Source organism: Pseudonocardia alni, from assembly GCF_002813375.1.
GTDB lineage: Bacteria > Actinomycetota > Actinomycetes > Mycobacteriales > Pseudonocardiaceae > Pseudonocardia > Pseudonocardia alni.
Genome location: NZ_PHUJ01000003.1, coordinates 1,488,252 through 1,503,442, shown reverse-complemented (window position 1 = coordinate 1,503,442; position 15,191 = coordinate 1,488,252). Strand labels below are relative to the sequence as shown.

The following is a 15,191-nucleotide window of genomic DNA, read 5'->3' as shown; positions in this document are numbered from 1 at the left end:
TCGCCGCCACCATCGCGTGATCGGCGCCGCACGGTCGGTGCCCGACCGGCAGCGGCCGTCGCGCACTGCCGGGGCGCCGGTGGAGTGACTAGGGTCGCGGTACGGCCGCACGGGCGGCCCCGCACGACGGGCCCGGGGCACGGGCCCCCCGCACGAGCCCACCGAGGTGCACCCCATGGCGACCGGCAGCCCGGCGACGGAGAAGTTCCTCGCCGCCCGCGACTTCCTGCTCACCCACCGCGAGGACTACGACACGGCCTACCGCGACTTCCGCTGGCCGGAGCTCGAGGAGTTCAACTTCGCGCTCGACCACTTCGACGTCGTCGCGGCCGACCCCGAGCGGGGCGCGCGGAAGGCGCTGTGGATCGTCGAACAGGACGGTTCGCAGGCGCACTGGACGTGGGCGGAGCTGTCCGAGCGGTCCAACCGGGTCGCGAACTGGCTGCGGGAGCAGGGCGTCGCCCGGGGTGACCGGATCATCCTCATGCTCGGCAACCAGCTGGAGCTGTGGGAGACGCTGCTGGCGGCGATGAAGCTGGGCGCCGTCGTCATCCCCGCGACCACCCTGCTCACCCCGGCCGACCTGCAGGACCGGGTGGACCGCGGGCGGGCCGCGCACGTCGTCGTCGGGGCGGAGGACGCCGGCAAGTTCGACGACGTCGACGGCGACTACACCCGTATCGCCGTCCGCGGCGCCGTGGCGGGCTGGCGCGACTACACCGGCGAGGCCTACTCGGCCGCCGCCGAGTTCACCCCGGACGGCGCCACGAAGGCGTCGGACACGCTGCTGCTGTACTTCACCTCCGGCACCACCGCCAAGCCGAAGCTGGTGGAGCACACCCACACGTCCTACCCGGTCGGGCACCTGTCGACGATGTACTGGATCGGCCTCGAGCCCGGCGACGTGCACCTCAACATCTCCTCGCCCGGCTGGGCCAAGCACGCCTGGTCCAACGTGTTCGCGCCGTGGATCGCCGAGGCGACCGTGCTCGTCATGAACTACGCCCGGTTCGACGCCGAGTCCGTCCTGTCGGTCCTGGACTCCTGCGGGGTGACCAGCTTCTGCGCCCCGCCGACGGTGTGGCGGATGCTCATCCAGGCCGACCTGTCCGGGCTGGCGACGCCGCCGTCCAAGGTCGTCGGGGCGGGGGAACCGCTCAACCCCGAGGTCATCGAGCAGGTCGAGAAGGCGTGGGGCCTACGCATCCGCGACGGGTTCGGCCAGACCGAGTCCTCGGTGCAGATCGGCAACCCGCCCGGGCAGCCGGTCAAGCCGGGCTCGATGGGCAGGCCGATCCCCGGGTTCGTCGTCGCGCTGGTCGACCCGACCACCGGGAAGGTCGCCGACGAGGGCGAGATCTGCCTGGACCTCGACCACCGCCCGACCGGGCTGATGGTGGGCTACGCCGACGACCCGGAGCGCAACGCCGAGGCCATGGCCGGCGGGTACTACCACACCGGCGACGTCGGCTCCCGCGACGAGTCGGGCTACATCACCTACGTCGGCCGGGCCGACGACGTGTTCAAGGCCAGCGACTACCGGATCAGCCCGTTCGAGCTGGAGAGCGTGCTGATCGAGCACCCGGCGGTCGCCGAGGCCGCGGTCGTGCCGTCCCCGGACCCGGTCCGCCTCGCCGTGCCGAAGGCCTACGTGGTGCTCGCCACGGGTCACGAGCCGACCGAGGAGACGGCGACGGCGATCCTGCAGTTCGCCTACGACAACCTCGCCCCCTACAAGCGGATCCGCCGCCTCGAGTTCTTCGAGCTCCCGAAGACGATCTCCGGGAAGATCCGCCGGGTGGAGCTGCGCGGCCGGGAGGGCGAGATCCACGCCGACCCCGCCGCCACGCCGCCCACCGAGTACACCCTCTGACCGGCGGGCCGGGTCACTGCTCGCCGAAGTGACCCGGCCACTGCTGGTAGGGGATGCGGGTGATCTCCAGGATCTCACCCAGCCGGGACCACTCGTTGCGGCCCAGGCGGGCCAGCGGGGCGAGCCGGCGGACGTCGGGCAGGGAGTTGCCGCGCTCGTCGGTGACGAACACGCTCTCCTCGATCGCGGCGTGCACGACCCGGCCGATGACGACGGTCGAGTTGCCGAGCTCGATGTTCGCGTGCAGCACGCACTCCAGCGCCACCGGTGACTCGGCGACCCGCGGCGGCGCCACGACCGAGGACGCCTCGGCGGTCAGCCCGACCGAGGAGAACTCGCTGATCTCGGCGGGGAAGTCGGTGCCGGTCGCGTTGATCCGCTCGAACATCGGCTCGTTCGCCAGGCAGACGACGAACTCGCGGGTCTGCGACACGTTGCGCAGCGAGTCCTTCTTCCCGACCGACGTGAACTGGATCATGGGCGGGTCCACGCAGGACACCGTGAAGAACGAGTGCGGGGCGAGGTTGTCGACGCCGTCGGCCGAGCGGGTGGAGACCCAGGCGATGGGTCGGGGGACGACGACGCTGGTCAGGAGCTTGTAGAACGGGCCGCTGCCCATCTCGTCCGGCTTGAGGTCCGTGCGCATGCCCATGATCCTGCCCGGCCTGCCCGCACCCTGCGCGCGCGCCGCTCTAGGTTCGGCGCATGGGAACACGTGGCCGCGCGGCCGGACTGGCCGCCGGGATCGTCGCCGACGCACTGCTCGGCGACCCGCGCCGGGGTCACCCGGTCGCCGGCTTCGGCACGCTCGCCGCCCGGCTGGAGGGCCGGATGCACCGCGACGCCGTCGCACCCGGGGTGGCCTACACCGCGATCCTGGTCGGGTCGGTGGTCGCGGCGGGGGTGGTCGCCGAGGCGGCCGCGACGCGTGCGGGGGCCCGGGCCGAGCCCGTCGTGCGGGCCGGGCTGACCGCCGTCGCCACCTGGGCCGTGCTCGGCGGGACCTCGCTGGTGGGGGAGGGTGCCGCGCTGGCCGCCTCGCTCGACTCCGGTGACCTGGCCGCCGCCCGCGCCCGGATCCCGCACCTGTGCGCGCGCGACCCGGAGCTGCTCGACGCCGACGGCATGGCCCGCGCCGGGACCGAGTCGCTGGCCGAGAACACCTCCGACGCCGTCGTCGGGCCGCTGGTGTGGGGCGCGGTCGCCGGCATCCCGGGGCTGCTGGGCTACCGAGCGGTGAACACCCTCGACGCGATGGTCGGCTACCGCTCCGCCCGGCACGCCCGCTTCGGGTGGGCCTCGGCCCGTCTCGACGACGTGGTCAACCTGGCCCCGGCCCGGGTCACCGCGGTGGTCACGGTGGCCGTCGCGTCGCTGGTGGGCGGCTCGCCGGCGTCCGCGCTGCGGGCCTGGCGCCGCGACGCCGCCGGGCACCCCAGCCCGAACGCCGGCCCGGTCGAGGCGAGCGCCGCCGGCGCGCTCGGGCTGCGTCTGGGCGGGCCGACGGTCTACGCCCACGGAACCGAGGACCGCCCGTCGCTCGGCGACGGGCACCCGCCCCGGGTGGCGGACCTGCACCGCGTCGCGCGGCTGTCCCGGCTGGTGGCAGGGGCGGCCGGGCTGCTCGCCGTCGCGACGGCGGCGGTGCTGGGGCGGCGGCGCGGCTGAGCCGGTCGCCCCGGCCGCGGTGCTGTGGCGCCCGGAGTCCGTTCACCGCGTGAACTGTCTCCGGCGACAGCGGGTCTGTTCGGGTGGCCCCGGCGGCCCGCCGCCCGGGTCCCGGTGGGTCCGGCCGATCTCCACGCCTACCCGGTCGGCGAGGGTGGATGTCGTGGGAATTCGCTTACCAGGTAAGCGAGTTCGGAGAGAGCCGTCCCGGAGGGGGCGGCCCGGCGCACGGCCGGCGGGGAACGGCCGGCGGGCCACCATGTCGGCCGGGTGAATCCGCTGACCGGGTGAGCGAACTCGGCCGGGGCGAAGGGTCGCGGCATCCGGAGCCCTGCGCAACCGCGCCCCGGAGCCCGGCGCGGCGCACTCACGTGGCACCTCGGGACCGCGCAGGGCGGCGGCCCGCGACGGGTGTGGCGGTGCGGGATCAGCCCGAGCCCGGACCGGACCCGGCGGCGGCGTCGCGGGTGGTGCCGGGGGCGCTGTCGTCGGCACGGTCGGCGGGGACGGGCTCGTCGCCGAAGCCGTCGCGGCCGGAGAGCTGGTCCCGCAGGCTGCCCGCCTTCTCGCGCTTCCCGCTGCGCTGCAACAGTTCCAGCCGGATGAACAGCACCAGCGCGACCAGGGCGACGGCGCCGAAGGTCAGCCACTGCAGGGCGTAGGAGAAGTTGCTGAACGGCGCTCCGCCCCCGACCGGCTCGACCGGGATCGGGTTCAGCACGCCGGGCTGGCCGGCCTCCAGCACGACGACGCCCTCGACCGGCGTCAGGCCGGTGGCGGCGGCGACCGAGCGGGAGTCCGACACGTAGACCTGGCGGGTGCCGTTCTCGACCAGCGGCGGGCGGCCCTGCGGGTCGGTCTCGTCCAGGCGCAGCCTGCCCTCGACCGTCACCGGGCCGGCGGGCGCGGCGGCGTAGTCGGGCACGGCGCCCCGGTCCGCGGCCGGGACCGACCCCCGGTTCACCACGACGGTCCGGCCGTCGGTGAGCCGCAGCGGCGTCAGCACCTCGAAGGCGGGTGCGCCGTCGACGACCCGCAGGCGGACCAGGGTCTCCGCGGCACGGTCGAAGGTGCCGGCCAGGGTGACCCGGCGCCACTGGTCGTCCGCGCCGATCGCCGTGCCCGGCGGGACGAGCGTGTCGAACCCGACGGCGGGGGTCGCGTCGGCGGTGGCGATGGCCCGGCTCTGCGCGGAGCGCTCGGACTCCCGGTCGAACTGCCACGGCGCGAGCAGCGTGTAGCAGGCGACGGCGAAGGCCAGCACCGCGACGACGAACGCGATCCACCCGGGACGCAGCAGGAAACGCACGCGGCCCAGGGTAGCCGCGCCCGCGGACGGTCCCGCCGGGGCGATACTGCCCGCCGTGGTGGTTCAGGGAGCGGTCCTCGTGGCGGGGACGACGTCGGACGCGGGCAAGAGCGCCGTCGTCGCCGGTATCTGCCGGTGGCTGCACCGGCGCGGCGTCTCGGTGGCGCCGTTCAAGGCGCAGAACATGAGCAACAACTCGGTCGTCACCCCGGACGGCGGCGAGATCGGCCGCGCGCAGGCGATGCAGGCCTTCGCCAGCGGCATCGCCCCCTCGGTCGACCTGAACCCGGTGCTGCTCAAGCCCGGCGGGGACCGGACCTCGCAGGTCGTCGTGCGCGGCCGCGCCGACGGCCAGGTGTCGGCGCTGTCCTACCGGCACCGCACCGCGGCGCTGTCCGACGTCGTCGCCGACTCCCTGGCCCGGCTGCGCGCCCGCCACGACGTCGTGGTCTGCGAAGGAGCGGGCTCGCCCGCGGAGATCAACCTGCGGGCCACCGACCTCGCCAACATGGGCTTCGCCCGGCGCAACGACCTGCCGGTGCTGGTCGTCGGCGACATCGACCGCGGCGGGGTGCTCGCGCACCTGTTCGGCACCCTCGCCGTGCTCGACCCGGCCGACCAGGCGCTGATCGCCGGTTTCGTCATCAACAAGTTCCGCGGGGACCCCCGCCTGCTCGAACCCGGCCTCGACCGGCTGCGCGAGCTCACCGGGCGGCCGACGCTGGGCGTGCTGCCCTTCGCCGAGGGCCTCTGGCTCGACGCCGAGGACTCGCTCTCGGCCGTCGCCGACGGGGTGCTCGGACGCCCGGCCCCGCCGCGCGGCGGGCAGTGGCTGCGGGTCGCCGTCGTCCGGTTCCCGCGGATCTCCAACGCCACCGACGCCGAGGCGCTGGCCTGCGAACCGGGCGTCGCCGTGCGCTACGTGACCGAGCCGTCGCGGATCGCCGACACCGACGTCGTCGTGCTGCCCGGGACCAAGGCGACCGTGTCGGACCTGGCCTGGCTGCGGGCGTCCGGGATGGCCGACGCCGTGCGCGCGCACGCCGCGGCCGGGCGCCCGGTGCTGGGGATCTGCGGCGGGTACCAGATGCTCGGGCACACGGTCTCCGACCCGGACGGCGCCGAGGCCGCTCCCGGCACGACCGTCGCCGGGCTGGGGCTGCTGGACCTGGAGATCGCGTTCGACCCCGTCAAGCACCTCGCCACCCCCACCGCGACGGCGTGGGGCGAGACCGTCACCGGCTACGAGATCCACCACGGCCGCGTCGTGCGCTCCGGCGACCCCGGCCTGATCGGCGACGAGGGCAGCGACCGCGGCAACGTCCTGGGCACGCACTGGCACGGCCTCGCCGAGAACGACGGCTTCCGGCGGCTGCTGCTCACCCGCCTCGCCGACGAGGCGGGACGGACCGGGTTCGTGGTGGCACACGACACGTCGTTCGCGGCCGAGCGCACCCGGCAGGTGGATCTGCTGGCCGACCTGGTCGAACACCACCTCGACACGTCGTCACTTGAACATGTGATCGGACACGGTGCGCCGCCGGACCTCCCGGTGCTGACCTCCGGTCTGGCAGCCTCACCCGCGTGAGCACGAGCACCGCCCCCGCCGCCGGACCTCCCCGCTTCCCGTTCTCCGCCGTCGTCGGCCACGACGACCTGCGGCTGGCGCTGCTGCTCAACGCCGTGCACCCGGGTGTCGGTGGTGTCCTGGTGCGCGGGGAGAAGGGCACCGCGAAGTCCACGGCGGTGCGCGCGCTGGCCGCGCTGCTGCCCTCGCACGCGGTCGTCGAGGCCTGCCGGTTCGGCTGCGACCCCGCCGCGCCGGACCCGTCCTGCCCGGACGGCCCGCACCCGGCGGGCGCCGCGGGCGGTCCTCGCCCGGCCCGGCTGGTCGAGCTGCCCGTCGGCGCGACCGAGGACCGCCTGGTCGGCTCGCTCGACCTGGAGAAGGCGCTGTCCGAGGGCCGCCGCGCCTATCAGCCCGGCCTGCTCGCCGACGCCCACCGCGGGGTGCTCTACGTCGACGAGGTCAACCTCCTGCACGACCACCTCGTCGACCTGCTGCTCGACGCCGCCGCGATGGGCCGCGCACACGTCGAGCGCGACGGCGTCTCCGTCTCGCACGCGGCCCGGTTCCTGCTGGTCGGCACGATGAACCCGGAGGAGGGCGAGCTGCGCCCGCAGCTGCTCGACCGGTTCGGTCTGACCGTGGAGGTGCGGGCCAGCCGCGACGTCGACACCCGGGTCGAGGTGACGCGGCGGCGGATGGCGTTCGAGGACGACCCGGCCGGGTTCGTCGCCCGCTTCGCACCGGACGAGACCGCCACCGCGGCCCGGCTCCGCGCCGCGCAGGCCCACGTCTCCGCCGTCGCGGTGAGCGACCGGGAGCTGCGGCGGATCGCGTTCGTGTGCGCCCGGTTCGACGTCGACGGCATGCGTGCCGACCTGGTCATCACCCGGGCCGCGGCTGCGCACGCCGCCTGGGAGGGCCGCGACGCGGTGACCGCCGACGACGTGCGCGTCGCCGCCCGGCTCGCGCTGCCGCACCGCCGTCGTCGCGACCCGTTCGACGAGCCCGGCCTGGACCCGGCCGAGCTGGACCGCGCCCTCGCCGACGCCGAGGACCACCTGGGCCCCGAGGACGACCCGGACCCCGACGACGACCCGGACCCCGGCGGCCCCGGCCCCGACGACCCGGCCGAGCCGCAGGACGGTCCGGACGGCCCCGACGCCGGGGAGGAGCCCGACGACGCCGACCGGACCGGGGACCCGCCCCCCGCCGGCGGCGACCCGCGCGGCGACGGCGGGACCGGCGCCGGTGAGGGCGCCGAGGCTCCCGGCTCGGACAGCACCGACGGCGGAGACGGCGGGGACGGCGGGGACGGCGGGGACGACGCCACCGACCCGGCGACGCCCGGCGACGACCGGGCCCCGGAGACCGCGGAGGCCCCGGCCGGCGGCGACGGCGGGGACGGCCGGGCCGTCGTCGTCGGGGACGCCGCGCGGCTGCACCGGGCGACGGTCCGTAAGTTCACCGTCCCCGGGCTGGGCGCGGGCGCGCCGGGCCGTCGATCGCGGGCCCGCACCGACGCCGGTCGCGTCGTCCGTCCGTCCGGGGCCGGGGCCACCCGTGCCGCGGACCTGCACCTGCCCGCGACCGTGCTCGCCGCCGCGCCGCACCAGGCCGGGCGCGGGCGTCGCGGGCCGGGCCTGCTGGTCCACCGCGACGACCTGCGCCGCGCCGAGCGGGAGGGCCGCGAGGGGAACCTGGTGCTGTTCGTCGTCGACGCGTCCGGCTCGATGGCCGCGCGCAGGCGGATGACCGCCGTCTCGGGGGCCGTGCTGGGCCTGCTCCGCGACGCCTACCAGCGCCGGGACAAGGTCGGGCTGGTCACCTTCCGGGCCCGGGAGGCGGAGCTCGCGCTGCCGCCGACGTCGTCGGTGCCGACCGCCCAGCAGCGCCTGTCCCGGCTGCGCACCGGCGGGCGGACCCCGCTGGCCGGTGGGCTGCTCAAGGCCCGCGCCGTGCTCGACGCCGAGCGCCGCCGCGACCCGCGCCGCCGCCCGCTGGTCGTGCTGCTCACCGACGGGCGGGCCACCGTCGCCGCCCGCGACGGCGGGGACCCCGTCGCCGACTCCCGCCGCGCCGCCGGGCTGCTGGCCGCGGACGGGGTGCACACCGTCGTCGTCGACTGCGAGGCGGGCCACGTCCGCCTCGGGCTCGCCGCGCCGCTCGCCGCCGCCGCGGGCGGCGAGCTGGTGACCCTCGACGAGCTGACCGCCGACAGCGTGGGCGACCTGGTCCGGGAGACCCGGTCCGCCCGCGCCGCCTGAGAGGAGACCACCGTGCCGCAGGGACAGGTGTCCGTCACGCCCACCGACGGGCTCACCACCCGCCAGCGTCGCAACCGGCCGCTGCTGGTGGTGCACACCGGGGTGATGAAGGGGAAGTCGACCGCCGCGTTCGGGATGGCGCTGCGCGGCTGGAACCAGGGCTGGTCGATCGGGGTGTTCCAGTTCGTCAAGTCCGCGAAGTGGAAGGTCGGCGAGGAGGAGGCGTTCCGCGCCCTGGGCGAGGTCCACGAGCGGACCGGCCAGGGCGGGCCCGTCGAGTGGCACAAGATGGGCTCGGGCTGGTCCTGGTCGCGCAAGGCCGGCAGCGAGACCGACCACGCCGCCGACGCCGCCGAGGGCTGGGCCGAGATCCGCCGCCGGATCGAGACCGAGGCGCACCGCCTGTACGTGCTCGACGAGTTCACCTACCCGCTCAAGTGGGGCTGGATCGACGTCGACGAGGTCGTCGACGTGCTCACGAACCGGCCCGGGCAGCAGCACGTCATCATCACCGGCCGGGACGCCCCGCAGGCCCTGGTCGACGCCGCCGACCTGGTCATGGAGACCACGAAGGTCAAGCACCCGATGGACGCCGGGCAGAAGGGCCAGCGGGGGATCGAGTGGTGACCACGGCCCGCGCGCTGGTCGTCGCGGCGCCGTCGTCGGGGAGCGGGAAGACCACGGTCGCGACCGGGCTGATGGCCGCGCTGTCGCGGCGCGGCACCCGGGTCGCACCGTTCAAGATCGGGCCGGACTACATCGACCCCGGCTACCACACCCTCGCCGCGGGCCGCCCGGGCCGGAACCTCGACGTCGTCCTGCAGGGCGCCGACCGGCTCGCGCCGCTGGCCCGGCACGGCGCCCGGGACGCCGACGTCGCCGTCGTCGAGGGGGTGATGGGCCTGTTCGACGGCCGCATCGCCGACGGCGCCGGGTCCACCGCACAGGTCGCGGCGACCCTGGGGGCGCCGGTGGTGCTGGTCGTCGACGTCCGGGGACAGTCCCGGTCGCTGGCCGCGCTGCTGCACGGATTCCGCTCGTTCGACGAGTCCGTGCAGGTCGCGGGCGTGATCCTCAACCGGGTCGGGTCCGACCGGCACGCGCAGGTCTGCCGGGCCGCGGCCGAGGAGGTCGGGCTCCCGGTGCTGGGCGCGGTCCCGCGCCGGGCCGAGCTGGCGGTGCCCTCGCGGCACCTGGGCCTGGTCACCGCCGCCGAACACGGTTCCGCCGCGACCGCCGCGGTGGACGCGATGGCCGCGCTCGTCGCCGAGCACGTGGACCTCGACGCCGTCCTCGCGCTCGCCCGCCCGCTGCCCGACGGACCCGTCTGGGACCCGGCGGCCGAGCTCGGGGCGGACCCGGTCCCGGGACGTCCGGTGGTCGCGCTCGCGGGAGGCCCGGCCTTCGGGTTCGGCTACGCCGAGCACGCCGAGCTGCTCACCGCGGCCGGTGCCGACGTGGTGACCTTCGACCCGCTGCGCGACCCCGCGCTCCCGGCGGGCACGGCCGCGCTCGTGCTGCCCGGCGGCTTCCCCGAGGAGCACGTCGGCGCGCTCGGGGACAACGCGCCGCTGCGGGCGCAGGTCGCCGCGCTGGCCGCGTCCGGGGCGCCGGTGCACGCCGAGTGCGGCGGGCTGCTGTACCTGTGCCGCGACCTCGACGGGACGCCGATGTGCGGGGTCCTCGACGCGTCGGCGGGGATGACCCCGCGGCTCACGCTCGGCTACCGCGACGCGGTCGCGGTGTCGGCGTCGCCACTGTTCGCGGCGGGCGAGCGGGCCGGGGCGCACGAGTTCCACCGGTGCGCGGTCACCCCGCGGGCCGGGGCCGCCCCCGCCTGGGCGTGGCGCGGCGGCGAGCCGGAGGGCTACGTCGACGCCCGGGTGCACGCGTCGTTCCTGCACACCCACCCGGCCGGTGTGCCCGGCGCCGTCGCCCGGTTCGTCGCGGCGGCGCGCGCCGGGGCCCCGGCCGCGCTCGCATGATCACCGGTCGTGGAGTGGAGCGTCCGCGTGCCGAGCGCTCCGCTCCACGACCGGTGATCACCGTCGGGGTGGGGCTGCGGCCGGGCACGTCCGAGGCCGCGGTGCGCGCGCTGCTGGACCGGGTCGCCGCCGCGCACGGGCTGGAGCTCGGGGACGCCGTCGTCGCCACCCTGGACCGGCGGGCATCGGAACCGGGGTTGCGGGCGGCCGTCGCACCGCGGGAGCCGCACGGGTTCGCGGCCGCCGCGCTGGCCGCGGTCGCGGTACCGCGGCCGGATGCCCGGGTCGCCGCGGCCGTCGGGACCCCATCCGTCGCAGAGGCCGCCGCGCTCCTCGCTGCCGGCGACGGGGCCCACCTGATCGTCGGTAAAACCGCTGGTCAGGGCGTCACCATCGCCGTGGCCGCCGGATCGGCGGATGTGGGATTGCCCTCCGGGGCCTCCTCCGAAACATGCGGGCCCGGCTATCGTCCGGCGTCGCCGTCGAGCGGAGGGCCCGCGCAGGGAGCCGCTGCCACCGCCGGGCGTCGGAGTCCGGGAGAGGAACGTCGTTGAACGCGCACCACGAGCAGTACCTGGTCGGGCTGGACCTGGCCGGCCGCCGGGCCGTCGTCGTCGGTGGGGGACAGGTCGCCCAGCGCCGTGTCGCCCGCCTGATCGCCGCGGGAGCGGTCGTCGAGGTCGTCTCGCCCGAGGTCACCCCGGCGGTCGAGGGCATGGCCTCGGCCGGGGAGATCACCTGGACGGCCCGCCGCTGGACCGACGGCGACCTCGCCGGCGCCTGGTACGCGATCGCCGCCACCGACGAGGCCGCGACCAACGCCGCCGTCGTCGCCGAGGCCGAGCGGGACCGCGTGTTCTGCGTCCGCGCCGACGACGGCGACAAGGGCACCGCGGTCACCCCTGCCACCGGCGGCTACGACGGGCTCACCGTCGGCGTGCTGGCCCGGGGCGCGCACCGGCGGTCCGCGGCCGTGCGCACCGCGCTGGTCGAGGCACTGGCCGCCGGTGTCGTCGACGAGTCGGCCGAGCCCCCGCAGGCCGGTGTCGCGTTGGTCGGTGGCGGTCCGGGCGACCCGGAGCTGATCACCGTGCGCGGACGGCGGCTGCTGTCCCGCGCCGAGGTCGTCGTCGCCGACCGGCTCGGCCCGCGCGACATCCTCGACGAGCTGTCCCCCGAGGTCGAGGTCATCGACGCCTCCAAGATCCCCTACGGCCGCGCCATGGCCCAGGAGCGGATCAACGAGCTGCTCATCTCCCACGCCCGGGCCGGGAAGTTCGTGGTCCGCCTCAAGGGCGGCGACCCGTTCGTCTACGGCCGCGGGTTCGAGGAGGTCCAGGCGTGCGCCGCGGCCGGGGTGCCGGTGACCGTCGTCCCGGGCATCACCAGCGCCTTCGCCGCACCGGCCGTCGCCGGCACGCCGGTGAGTCACCGCGGGGTCGCGCACGAGATCGTCGTCGTGTCCGGGCACGTCGCGCCGGGTGACCCGCGCAGCCTCACCGACTGGACCGCGCTGGGCCGGATGACCGGCACGATCGTGTTGATGATGGCCGTGGAGCGGCTCGGGAAGTTCGCCGAGGCGCTGATCTCCCACGGCCGGCCCGCCGACACCCCGGTCCTGATCGTGCAGGACGGCACCACCCGGATCGAGCGATCGGTGCGCGCCACCCTGGAGACCGCCGAGCAGGTCGCGGCCGAGCAGGAGATCAGCCCGCCGGCAATCGTCGTGATCGGGCCCGTCGCGGGGTTGCAGGCGCCCGTCGGGGGGTGACCCCGGCAACTCGTTGCACATTGCAAGTTTGCAATATGCAACGATCGCGGGCGTGACGGACGAGATCGATGACGTCGTCGACGCGGTGATGACCGCGAGCCGGGCGATGCTCTCCGTGGTGGCCCGGTCCCTGGCCGCCGCGGGCGAGCACACCGGCGGTGACACGGCCGGCGACGTGACCCTGCCCCAGTACCGCGCGCTGGTCGTGCTGGCCCAGTACGGCACCCGGCGACCGGCCGACCTGGCCAGGGCGCTGACCGTGTCGGCGTCGACGGCGACCCGGATGTGCGACCGGCTGGTGACCCGCGGCCTCGTCGCGCGCACCCGCACCGGTGACGACCGCCGCGAGGTCGCCGTCGCGCTCAGCCCGGCCGGGCGGGCGCTCGTCGACGAGGTCACCCGGCTGCGCCGCGCCGAGATGCACCGGCTGCTCGCGACGCTGCCCGCCGCCGAGCGCACCGCGGTCCGCGACGCGCTGCGCCGCTTCGCGGAGGCCGCGGGCGAGGTCGGCGAGACCGACTGGGCCGTCGCGCCCGTGCCCGCCGAGGACGGTGCCCGGTGACCGCGGTCCGCGCGCTGCACCGCGCGCTCGTCGGCACCCGGCCGGGGCTCGTCGGCCTGGCGACGGTCATCGGGATCGGTGCCGGCATCGGGTCGGTGCTGTTCCACGAGCTGATCCTCGGTGTCACCTGGCTGGTCACCGGTCGGGAGGACTTCTCCGACGCCGGCCGGGTCGCCTCGCCGCACCTGCCCGGGCTGGGGGTCTGGTTCCTGCTCGTCGCCCCGGTGCTCGGCGGCCTCGTGTACGGCCCGCTGGTCCAGCGGTTCGCGCCGGAGGCCCGCGGGCACGGGGTGCCGGAGGTGATGCTCGCCGTCGCGCGCCGGGGCGGGCGGATCCCGGCCACCGTCGCCGCGGTGAAGGCGCTCGCGTCGGGGATCTGCATCGGCACCGGCGGCTCCGTCGGCCGGGAGGGCCCGATCGTGCAGATCGGCTCCGCGCTCGGCTCGGCCATCGGGCAGTGGCTGCGGGTACCCGCCACCCGGCTGGTCCTGATGGTCGCCTGCGGCGCCGCGGGCGGGATCTCCGCGACGTTCGACGCCCCGATCTCCGGGGTGGTGTTCGGCCTGGAGCTGATCCTGCGGTCGTTCAGCGCCGAGGCCTTCGGCGTGCTGGTGATCAGCTCCGTGGTCGCGAACGTCGTCGCCGAGGTGATCGCCGGGGACCGCGCGATCCTGACCCTGCCGCACTTCGACCTGGGCAGCCCCGCCCAGCTGCCGCTCTATGCGCTGCTCGGGCTGCTCGCGGGGCTGCTGGGCTGGGCCTTCGCCCGCATCCTCTACGCCGTCGAGGACGCCTGCGACGCCGTCTGGCGCGGCCCGGAGTGGCTGCGCCCGGCCGTCGGCGGGCTGCTGCTCGGCGGGCTGCTGCTGGCGCTGCCCCAGATGTACGGCGTGGGCTACCCGGTGCTGGAGGCCGCGATCGGCGGCCGGTACGTCGTCGGGTTCCTGCTCCTGCTCGTCGTCGGGAAGATCCTCGCCTCCAGTCTCACCATCGGCATCGGCGGGTCCGGCGGCGTCTTCGCGCCGTCGCTGTTCGTCGGCGGCACCGCCGGGACCGCTTTCGGCTACGCCGCCGCGGCCCTGTTCCCGGCGCTCGACCTGCACCCCGGCGCGTTCGGCCTGGTCGGCATGGCGGCGGTGTTCGCGGGGGCCGCGCACGCCCCGATCACCGCGGTGCTCATCGTGTTCGAGCTCACCGGCGACTACGCCCTGATCCTGCCGCTGATGGCCGCCGTCGTCCTGGCAACCGGCCTGTCCAACCTGGTGTCGCGGGACAACATCTACACGCTCAAGCTGCTGCGACGCGGGATCGACCTCGCCGCCGACACCCCGACCGACGAGGCGCTGCGCCGGGTCGTCGTCGCCCAGGTGATGCGGCCCGCCGACGGCACGACGCCCGACCCGGAGCTGCCCGTCCTGGACCCGGACGGCTCCGTGCACGACGTCCTCGGGGTGCTCGCCGCGCACCGGGGGGCGGCGCTGCCCGTGCGGGAGGGGCCGGACGGGCCGCTGCTCGGGACGCTGACCGAGCACGACCTGCTCGACCATCTGCGGGGAGTGGCCGGGCGCGGGACGGTTGACCGCTGACCCGGTCGCGTGATGGGCTCCGGCCGACGACGGAACAGGAAGCCGGTGCGAGTCCGGCGCGGTCCCGCCACTGTCACCGGGGAGTGCCCTCCCCACACCGGCGCCACCGCCCGCGAGGGTGGGAAGGCCGGGGAGGGCGTACCGATCCGGGAGCCAGGACACTGCCCGTCGTCGCGGATTCCCACTGATGAGGGCGCGGACCCTCGAGGAGGACATGCGATGAGCCACGACCTGGTGGTGCTCGGTACCGACCCGTCCGGCGACGACGCGCCCCGCACGGGTGCGCACGACCTGCTGGCGGAGGCCGGGACGGTCTTCGCCTTCCCGCAGGCCGAGTCGACCGCCCTGTTCTACGCCGAGGCGTGGCGGGTCGAGCCGGTCACGCCGCGCGACGCCGTCGCCCGGATCGGGGCCTGGGCCGCCGCCGGGCCCGCCGAGGCCGCGGTGCTGCTGGTCGGGGGCGACCCCGCGGGCGACGCCGCGCTCGGCGCCGTCCTCGACGGGCTGGCCCGCACCGCTCCCGCGCTGCGCGCCCGGATCGCCGAGGGCAGCCGCGTCGCACCGCCGCACCGCAGCCCGCTGATCGGCTGAACCCACCCGGGG

The 15,191-nt window shown here is 76.1% G+C and carries 13 protein-coding genes and 1 riboswitch; of the genes, 11 read left to right on the top strand and 2 right to left on the bottom strand.

The genetic code is table 11. From position 1 onward, the window contains the following. Nucleotides 1–175: 175 nt before the first annotated feature. Nucleotides 176–1,873 carry an AMP-binding protein gene (locus ATL51_RS07815; RefSeq protein ID WP_100878169.1) on the top strand — a complete coding sequence of 566 codons (1,698 nt, stop codon included), beginning with the start codon at nt 176–178 and terminating at the stop codon, nt 1,871–1,873. 13 nt (nt 1,874–1,886) lie between these two features. Here the strand turns inward: ATL51_RS07815 and ATL51_RS07810 are convergent, their stop codons facing one another. Then, nucleotides 1,887–2,519, bottom strand: a complete 633-nt coding sequence (locus tag ATL51_RS07810; protein WP_073574303.1) for a flavin reductase family protein — start codon at nt 2,517–2,519, stop codon at nt 1,887–1,889. A gap of 59 nt (nt 2,520–2,578) precedes the next feature. Here ATL51_RS07810 and ATL51_RS07805 point away from each other — a divergent pair, with 59 nt between their 5' ends. After that, nucleotides 2,579–3,541 (top strand): cobalamin biosynthesis protein, encoded by a 963-nt coding sequence (locus ATL51_RS07805; RefSeq protein ID WP_100878168.1) that lies wholly within the window; start codon nt 2,579–2,581, stop codon nt 3,539–3,541. Between the two features lie 427 nt (nt 3,542–3,968). On the opposite strand, the gene ATL51_RS07800 is transcribed toward ATL51_RS07805, so the two are convergent. Beyond that, a complete protein-coding gene (locus ATL51_RS07800; RefSeq protein ID WP_100878167.1) occupies nt 3,969–4,850 on the bottom strand; it encodes an SURF1 family cytochrome oxidase biogenesis protein in 882 nt (293 codons plus the stop codon). 58 nt (nt 4,851–4,908) lie between these two features. On the opposite strand from ATL51_RS07800, the gene ATL51_RS07795 reads away from it, so the two are divergent. From ATL51_RS07795 to ATL51_RS07755, 9 genes are all read left to right on the top strand, one after another. Further along, nucleotides 4,909–6,438: a cobyric acid synthase gene (locus ATL51_RS07795; RefSeq protein ID WP_208623121.1), complete on the top strand. Its 1,530-nt coding sequence runs from the start codon at nt 4,909–4,911 to the stop codon at nt 6,436–6,438. After that, nucleotides 6,435–8,684 carry a putative cobaltochelatase gene (locus ATL51_RS07790; protein ID WP_100878165.1) on the top strand — a complete coding sequence of 750 codons (2,250 nt, stop codon included), beginning with the start codon at nt 6,435–6,437 and terminating at the stop codon, nt 8,682–8,684. Before ATL51_RS07795 ends, ATL51_RS07790 begins: the two co-directional genes overlap by 4 nt. 12 nt (nt 8,685–8,696) lie before the next feature. Beyond that, nucleotides 8,697–9,311: a cob(I)yrinic acid a,c-diamide adenosyltransferase gene (cobO, locus tag ATL51_RS07785; RefSeq protein WP_100878164.1), complete on the top strand. Its 615-nt coding sequence runs from the start codon at nt 8,697–8,699 to the stop codon at nt 9,309–9,311. Continuing rightward, a complete protein-coding gene (locus tag ATL51_RS07780) occupies nt 9,305–10,669 on the top strand; it encodes a cobyrinate a,c-diamide synthase (RefSeq protein WP_100878163.1) in 1,365 nt (454 codons plus the stop codon). The genes cobO and ATL51_RS07780 overlap by 7 nt, the downstream gene beginning before the upstream one ends. A gap of 14 nt (nt 10,670–10,683) precedes the next feature. Beyond that, a complete protein-coding gene (locus ATL51_RS07775) occupies nt 10,684–11,223 on the top strand; it encodes a cobalamin biosynthesis protein (RefSeq protein WP_208622942.1) in 540 nt (179 codons plus the stop codon). Continuing rightward, a complete protein-coding gene (gene cobA / locus ATL51_RS07770; RefSeq protein ID WP_073574297.1) occupies nt 11,220–12,440 on the top strand; it encodes a uroporphyrinogen-III C-methyltransferase in 1,221 nt (406 codons plus the stop codon). Before ATL51_RS07775 ends, cobA begins: the two co-directional genes overlap by 4 nt. A 52-nt stretch (nt 12,441–12,492) precedes the next feature. Beyond that, nucleotides 12,493–13,002 (top strand): MarR family winged helix-turn-helix transcriptional regulator, encoded by a 510-nt coding sequence (locus ATL51_RS07765; protein WP_083658079.1) that lies wholly within the window; start codon nt 12,493–12,495, stop codon nt 13,000–13,002. Next, complete coding sequence (locus ATL51_RS07760; protein ID WP_100878161.1) at nt 12,999–14,588, top strand: chloride channel protein; 1,590 nt, start codon at nt 12,999–13,001, stop codon at nt 14,586–14,588. The genes ATL51_RS07765 and ATL51_RS07760 overlap by 4 nt, the downstream gene beginning before the upstream one ends. After that, nucleotides 14,586–14,772, top strand: a riboswitch (cobalamin riboswitch). Its footprint overlaps the gene before it by 3 nt. 35 nt (nt 14,773–14,807) lie before the next feature. Then, nucleotides 14,808–15,179 carry a hypothetical protein gene (locus tag ATL51_RS07755; protein ID WP_100878160.1) on the top strand — a complete coding sequence of 124 codons (372 nt, stop codon included), beginning with the start codon at nt 14,808–14,810 and terminating at the stop codon, nt 15,177–15,179. Nucleotides 15,180–15,191: the final 12 nt, after the last annotated feature.

What these genes read in the sequence shown, in the direction of transcription:
- ATL51_RS07805 (WP_100878168.1), top strand. Translation starts at nt 2,579, where the DNA reads ATGGGAACACGTGGCCGCGCGGCCGGACTGGCCGCCGGGATCGTCGCC.
- ATL51_RS07755 (WP_100878160.1), top strand. Translation starts at nt 14,808, where the DNA reads ATGAGCCACGACCTGGTGGTGCTCGGTACCGACCCGTCCGGCGACGAC.
- ATL51_RS07810 (WP_073574303.1), bottom strand. Translation starts at nt 2,519, where the DNA reads ATGCGCACGGACCTCAAGCCGGACGAGATGGGCAGCGGCCCGTTCTAC.
- ATL51_RS07815 (WP_100878169.1), top strand. Translation starts at nt 176, where the DNA reads ATGGCGACCGGCAGCCCGGCGACGGAGAAGTTCCTCGCCGCCCGCGAC.